This window comes from Mucilaginibacter sp., assembly GCF_039207105.1.
Lineage (GTDB): Bacteria > Bacteroidota > Bacteroidia > Sphingobacteriales > Sphingobacteriaceae > Mucilaginibacter.
This window is the reverse complement of the sequence record NZ_JBCECK010000222.1, coordinates 1-6,494: the sequence shown is the minus strand read 5'-3', so window position 1 is coordinate 6,494 and position 6,494 is coordinate 1. Positions and strand designations below refer to the sequence as shown.

At 42.0% G+C, this 6,494-nt stretch carries 6 protein-coding genes; 2 read left to right on the top strand and 4 right to left on the bottom strand.

What is annotated here, in order from left to right:
* Window positions 1-32: 32 nt before the first annotated feature.
* Entirely contained in the window at window positions 33-932 is a 900-nt protein-coding gene (locus tag AAGC65_RS24175) for an LD-carboxypeptidase (protein ID WP_343115031.1), read from the top strand.
* 49 nt (window positions 933-981) lie between these two features.
* The gene (locus tag AAGC65_RS24170) at window positions 982-1,386 is read left to right on the top strand and encodes a DoxX family protein (RefSeq protein WP_343115030.1); all 405 of its coding nucleotides are present in this window, start codon (window positions 982-984) and stop codon (window positions 1,384-1,386) included.
* A 61-nt stretch (window positions 1,387-1,447) separates the two neighbouring features.
* Here the strand turns inward: AAGC65_RS24170 and AAGC65_RS24165 are convergent, their stop codons facing one another.
* The 4 genes from AAGC65_RS24165 to AAGC65_RS24150 all read right to left on the bottom strand — a co-directional run.
* Window positions 1,448-1,948 carry a lipid-binding protein gene (locus tag AAGC65_RS24165; protein ID WP_343115029.1) on the bottom strand — a complete coding sequence of 167 codons (501 nt, stop codon included), beginning with the start codon at window positions 1,946-1,948 and terminating at the stop codon, window positions 1,448-1,450.
* Between the two features lie 11 nt (window positions 1,949-1,959).
* Window positions 1,960-2,622 (bottom strand): immunoglobulin-like domain-containing protein, encoded by a 663-nt coding sequence (locus tag AAGC65_RS24160; protein ID WP_343115028.1) that lies wholly within the window; start codon window positions 2,620-2,622, stop codon window positions 1,960-1,962.
* 28 nt (window positions 2,623-2,650) lie between these two features.
* Window positions 2,651-4,135, bottom strand: a complete 1,485-nt coding sequence (locus tag AAGC65_RS24155) for a SusD/RagB family nutrient-binding outer membrane lipoprotein (protein ID WP_343115027.1) — start codon at window positions 4,133-4,135, stop codon at window positions 2,651-2,653.
* Between the two features lie 13 nt (window positions 4,136-4,148).
* Window positions 4,149-6,494: TonB-dependent receptor domain-containing protein (locus tag AAGC65_RS24150; protein ID WP_343115026.1), on the bottom strand; the 2,346-nt coding region annotated here is incomplete at its 5' end.

Here is a 6,494-nt window from a genome sequence, read left to right as displayed (position 1 = left end):
CGTTATTAATAATTTGGCAAAGATAATTCAATATGAGCATAAACCCTCCATATCTTAAAAAAGGTGACAAGATAGCTATAACCTGCCCGGCGAAAAAACTGCCTGCGCCTATGACGGATGCCATTAAACTGCTGCAATCGTGGGGACTGGAAGTAGTTTTGGGCGATACCATTGAGGCTTCGTACCACCAGTTTTCGGGCGATGACGCGCTGCGTGCTAAAGATCTGCAACGTTTTGTTGATGACGATAGCGTAAAAGCCATTATAGCCGCCCGTGGGGGTTACGGCACCATCCGTATTATTGACCATGTAAATTTCGACAGGCTGGCGCAGCACCCCAAATGGCTGGTGGGCTTTAGCGATATTACCATACTGCATACCCACTTGTTTGGCAATTACGGCCTGCAAACCATACACGGGCAAATGCCGGTTAACATACCTGATGCATCCGCCCTGTCTATCCAAACATTGCACAAGGCGCTTTTTGGCGAAGAATTACACTACAAATTTACCTCGCACCACCCTAACCGCAGCGGCGAAGCTACTGCTACATTAATTGGCGGTAATTTAAGCTTGCTGGTTGCGGTGCTTAATTCCGCGTCAGACTTTGATTATAGCGGTAAGATATTATTTATTGAAGATGTTGGCGAATACCTGTACTCGGTTGACAGGCTTATCCGCACGCTTGACCGTGCCGGCAAACTTAAAAACCTGGCCGGACTTATTGTAGGTGGCTTTACCGATATAAAAGATAACGATATACCCTTCGGCCAAAGCGTACCACAAATTGTAACGGAAGCGGTAAAGGGTTATAACTATCCGGTTTGTTTTGATTTCCCCGCAGGGCATATTCCCAACAATTGCAGCCTTATTTTAGGCAGAGAATTGCACTTAGTAGTTGACGGGCAACAAGTTAAAACAAACTACGTTTAAATATTCTGTTACTTCTGTTAAGTATTTTATTCACCTAAAACACAAATTTATGGCGCTTTTAAGCAAATTAGATCACAAAAATTTTGGCCTTCTGATAATTCGTCTCGGGTTGGGCATTTTCTTTATCATGCATGGCTATCCCAAACTAATGGGCGGGCCAAAAGGCTGGAGCGAGTTAGGCCAGTCAACCCAATTTATCGGCATTACGTTTTGGCCTGTAGTTTGGGGCTTACTGGCTGCCGTGGTTGAAACCGTTGGTGGTTTGCTGGTATTGATCGGGTTTGCCTTCAGGCCGGTATGTATGTTACTGATCTGTAACCTTATAGTAGCGGCATCTGTTCACCTTGGCGGCGGCGAAGGGCTGATGGGCGCATCGCATGCCATTGAACTTGCATTTGTGTTTGCGGGGTTAGTATTTATAGGGCCGGGTAAATACAGTGTTGATAAAAGATAAAAAAGTAAAGTCGTAAAAAAAGCCCTGAGCAATGCTCAGGGCTTTTTTATGTTATGATATATTAATGATCGTCTTCAGTGAAGCGGGTTCTTTTATAACCTTTAAGGTGATAAACTGTACCCGGATCATCAGCAAATTCAATTTTAAAATCAATTGAATCTGTTTTGATACCTGTACCCGGTGCTGTAGCAGCATTTTTCAATATTTTACCATCTGTTACAGTAAAACTTGCATCATCATAATCCTTGTTAAGGTTTGGTGCATCTTTGCATGAGAAAGTCAATGTATTTAAATCAACATTTACTTTTCCTGCTACGCGGCCAAGGCTTGCGCTGCCCCAAAAACCTTCCTGATCATCCAGGATCATCTCGGTTTTTGAATTTGCTGATGTATTATAAGTGTAATAAGTATAATACGAGCCTTCACCATCAATTTGTACCCACCAGTCGCCAGACATGGCTTCAACCGAGGTTCCGCCAATTTCTCTATCCTTACGGCAAGAAGTGGCAGTTGTTATTATCAGCGCTAATGCTAATAAAGTATATGCTATATTTTTTTTCATGTCGAATTAGATTATTGTTTAATAAATGTTCTTACTGCGGTTCCGTAACCTGGGTTAATAATCTGCATTTTGTATGATGCAAGTTTACCAGGAGCTCCCGGAACTGATGACTCAGTTCCTGACGAAGTAGCCGCACCACCTGCAATTTGATTAGGTATAACTACACTGTAACCGGTTTTGTTAAATATAATTACAGTAAGGTTGGTACCTGGTGCGCCACCCGGGTTAAACACTTTGTAAACACCCGGAGCAACTTTGGTCCACTCGGCGATAGAGCCATTGGTATCCCTTGCATAGTTACCGGAAAAGTCATTACCGGCAGCACTTGCATCAGTATCATAAACAACTACTGTTCTTGATGCTGTTGCAGCAAAACCATCCGCATTAACTGCGGTGTAAGTTACCAAATATACACCTGCGGTATTTGTGTTGGGCACACCGGTTGTTTTAACAGGAAGTTCGGCACCGCCTGCTTCAGCTTTAATACCCGGTTCAACAAATGGATCACCCTTTTTTACATAAACATAATCAGAGCCCGATCTTTTAAACTCAGCATAATAAGTAACCTTTGATATGCCTACCTGTTTATCATTAGCTGTGAACGAATCCTTCTTACAAGAGAACAGGGTAACGCTCAGAACTATTATTGTTATATAGCTTATAAAATTTTTCATGTTCTTTTTTAATTAAATGTTAATTAAATTATTTACCCCACCAAACCGGAGTTGTAATAGGCACTTCTGCTGGTGTGTTAGGATTTCTGCTCGCTTCAACGTCAGGAAATACAAGTCTTTTCGGGAATTTCTTTCCGCTGGTAACACCACCGAATGAATAAACCCACTCACCTGCATGATCTGTAGCATAGCTTACATCTTTAGAAGTAACAGGGCTTATTTCAGGATAACCTGTACGCTCTTGCTCAAAGAAAGCTTCTAATGAGTGTGAACCTGGTAAAGCGGCCCATTTTTGAACTATGATAGTTTTTAATTTTTGTTGTAATGTACCGGCGGCAGGGTATACATAAGCTGCGCTTGTTGGTATAACAGCTTCAGCAAGACCTTGCTCTGCAAATGCAGCAACCAAGCCTTTTCTGAACAGGCTGGCATCAGTTTCGCTGCCAACACCATACCTTAAACGGGCTTCAGCCTGTAAGTAATAAGATTCGGCTTTTGAAATAAACCATACCGGATCTGTAGCTTTTTGTACAGGAGTAGCAGCATTTGCATAAGTTGGTTCGCCAACAGCTGCATAGTCGCCCTGATTGATTGAACCCGGATTGGTAGAACCGAAATACGGAGTAATACGGGGATCGCTGTTAGCCACTAACCAGGTCACAAAAGTTTTGCTTGCCCTTAAGTTACCAACACCTAAACGCCTTACGTTATACTCGTAAAAAGGGTTACCCTGATCCGGAGTATTTACATAGCTGGTTACCGCAGCAGCTTCTGTTAAGAAAGCTACACCGTCAGCATATAATTTTTTAACACCTGCTTCTGCTTCAGCTGGTTTAGCATTTACCATGCGTAAATACATTTTTAATTTTAATGTATTTGCAAAAGCACGCCATTTAGCCATGTTGCCAACAAAAACAAAATCGGTTGATGCGTTAGCAGCCGGCGAAAGGTTACCTTCTGATGCTGTAGCAGTTAAAGCGGCATCAATTTCGGCAATCAAGCCTTTGTATATGCTGTAACCATCATCAAATTTTGGTTGCAGGTTAGCTTGTCCCTGTAATGCTTCGGTGTATGGCACCTGGTCATATAAGTCAACCAATACCTGATAGGTATAAGCTTTCATTACAGTGGCCATCAGGTAATATTGTATAGGGCCTGATGTTTTTGATTTTTCGATGGTTAATTTATAATCGTTTAAGGCGCCGGCCATTAAACCGCTATAGTTACCATTACGATCCTGTCTTTGTATACCGTACGAGTCAATATCCTTGTACTGGTTAGAAAGGGCAGCCTGAGTCCAAAACTGTGACCATATACCACCGATGATCGCCAACTCGCCACCAACACGGCCAGCGGTTGACTGTACACCCGAAGGGAATAATACCTGAGGTGTTGCCAGTTCAATAGGCGGGTTATTAGGGCTTCTGTTTATATCTGTAATTTTATCACACCCGGCCGACAGATAAACCACGGCAAGCGCTAAAATTAATTTTGTGCTTATATTTTTTTTCATGATACGTCAAAATTTAAAATGTAACCTTTAATGATGCGCCATAGTATTTTAATGGCGGCGAGGTTCTGAACTCACCAAATTCACTACCCAGATCAGTACCTAAGTTAGAAACCTCAGGGTCAACAACCTGATTTGTTGATGGCAGCCAGGTTAACAAGTTTCTTCCGTATACACTGATCACCGCTCTTGAAGATCCAAATTTGCTTGATATAGCTTTTGGAAGCGTATATGCAAGGGTTACCTCTCTTAATTTAAAGAATGTTCTGTCTAAAATAAGGTTTTGGTATACATAACCTTTATTTGATGTTTGGTAATAGAAGTCAGGCACGGCACCACCATAAATTGGAGTTGTGTTTTCTTCATAAGTTGTTTTACCGGCACCATCGGTTACCGCTATAACAGTATTAGGTAACACAAACGGGTTACGGTCATTATAAGTAGTTAACGGGTCGTTACCAACAAAGCCTAACAAGTCGGCAGTACCAGAGTAAAATACACCACCTTTGCTGTAATCAACCGTAAAGCCTAATGAGAAATCTTTGTAACGGATATTGTTATTTAAACCCATTCTGAAATCGGGCTGTATAGCGCCGTAAGTTTCAATATCGGTTGATTGTAACGGCATACCTGTTTCAGGGTTAACAATGATACGGCCTTGTGGGTCTCTTTGAGGTTTTGGGGCCTGTATAATACCTAATGGCTGATTTGGTAAAGCCACCAGTTGGGCATCGTAAGCAGAGTTTAACTGGAACCTGTCAACACCCGGAGCAAGGGCTAATACCATACTCCTGTCGCGGCTGAAGGTATAAGTTAAATCCCAGTTCACATCTTTACTTCTAACCGGCGATGCAGTTAAAGCAACCTCTAAACCGGTGTTACGTACTTTACCAAAGTTAACAACGCTTGCAGTGTAACCGGTACCCGGTGAAATTGGCGCAGCTAATACCTGGTCCTGACGAACGCGGTGATAGTAAGTAACATCTAAACCTAAACGATCGTTCAGGAATTTAAACTCACCACCCACCTCTAACTCGCGGATACGCTCAGGTTTCAGATCCGTACGGAACAATGTATTGCTGATAGTGTAACCTGCAACAGGGCTGCCGGCATTGTTTAACGGGAAAATAAGGTTACCAAAACCTAAAGCTATGTTAGTTGCAGTAAGTGTGTTGTAAATATTGTATGGATCAGTATCGCTACCGGTTTCACCATAGCTGAAACGTAATTTAGCAAATGATAAGGCGTTGCTTTTTATTCCGAATGCTTCTGTAGCAACGAACGCTAAGTTAGCAGCAGGGTAGAAATAGCTGTTTTTACCCGGAGCCAGTGTTGATGAAATATCATTACGTCCGGTAACTGTTAAGTATAAATAATCTTTATAACCAGCTGTTGCCTGAGCATAAAATGCAAGCAATTTACGGTGGCTGTAAGCATGACCGCTGGTTGGCTTATTTAAAGAGTTATTTATTTGATAGAAGCCCGGTATAGCTAAATCTTCGATACCGGTTGTTAAGCTGTTAACACCCCTGTCGTTGTAGTTAATACCTGCCAAACCATCAATGTTAAAATCATTGCTGATCTTTTTGGTGATGATAGCCTGTAATTTTGTATCATATTCAAAGTTGTTGAATGATTCGTCATCAACAGCACCTACAACCGGAGGAGCAGGGAATGATTCAACGTTGTTACCATTGTTCCAGCTGCCTGGTGACGGAGCGCTTTTGCTGGTGTAGATCTTGTCATACACAGCAGAAACGTCGGCACTTTGCTGGAAGTTTAATTTGATCCAGTCAGCAAACTGGTAATTTAAGTTAATGTTACCATAAAACCTGTTGCTTGTTTGGCGGCTGCCGTTTTCGTACAAACTGTAGAAAGGGTTACCAGCAAAAGGAGTAAAATAGTTATCAACGTTAAAAAATTCGTTTTTGTAGTTCCTGATATCTTTAATTGGAATATCGGTAGGTATTTGTAATAACGCTTCGTAGAAAGTATCGCTACCGTTAGCGCCCTGACCGGTTGGCACCATATTACGTTTGTTATTTACGTAGTTTAATGATGCATCAGCAGTAAAGTTTTTGTACCTGGTGCTTCCTCTTAACGAAACGTTGTTTCTTTTGTAAAGGTCGGCCTGGCTTGGCAGCACACCGTTACTGTAGGTATTACCATATGAAATGTAGTATTGAGACAATTCGTTACCACCATTTACCGAAATGTTGTTGTTTGTTTCAAGGCCAGTATCAAAGGCGTTCGCTACGTTATCTTTTATAGCCGAGAAAGGTTTGATCAATTGTTTGTTACCAATTGTAGCGCCGGTACCTGCACCGGTAGCGCCCCATGGCCTAACAACACCATCAAGTTT

Coding starts and splice junctions, on each gene's coding strand:
- AAGC65_RS24175 (WP_343115031.1), top strand. CDS start 33: ATGAGCATAAACCCTCCATATCTTAAAAAAGGTGACAAGATAGCTATA.
- AAGC65_RS24170 (WP_343115030.1), top strand. CDS start 982: ATGGCGCTTTTAAGCAAATTAGATCACAAAAATTTTGGCCTTCTGATA.
- AAGC65_RS24165 (WP_343115029.1), bottom strand. CDS start 1,948: ATGAAAAAAAATATAGCATATACTTTATTAGCATTAGCGCTGATAATA.
- AAGC65_RS24160 (WP_343115028.1), bottom strand. CDS start 2,622: ATGAAAAATTTTATAAGCTATATAACAATAATAGTTCTGAGCGTTACC.
- AAGC65_RS24155 (WP_343115027.1), bottom strand. CDS start 4,135: ATGAAAAAAAATATAAGCACAAAATTAATTTTAGCGCTTGCCGTGGTT.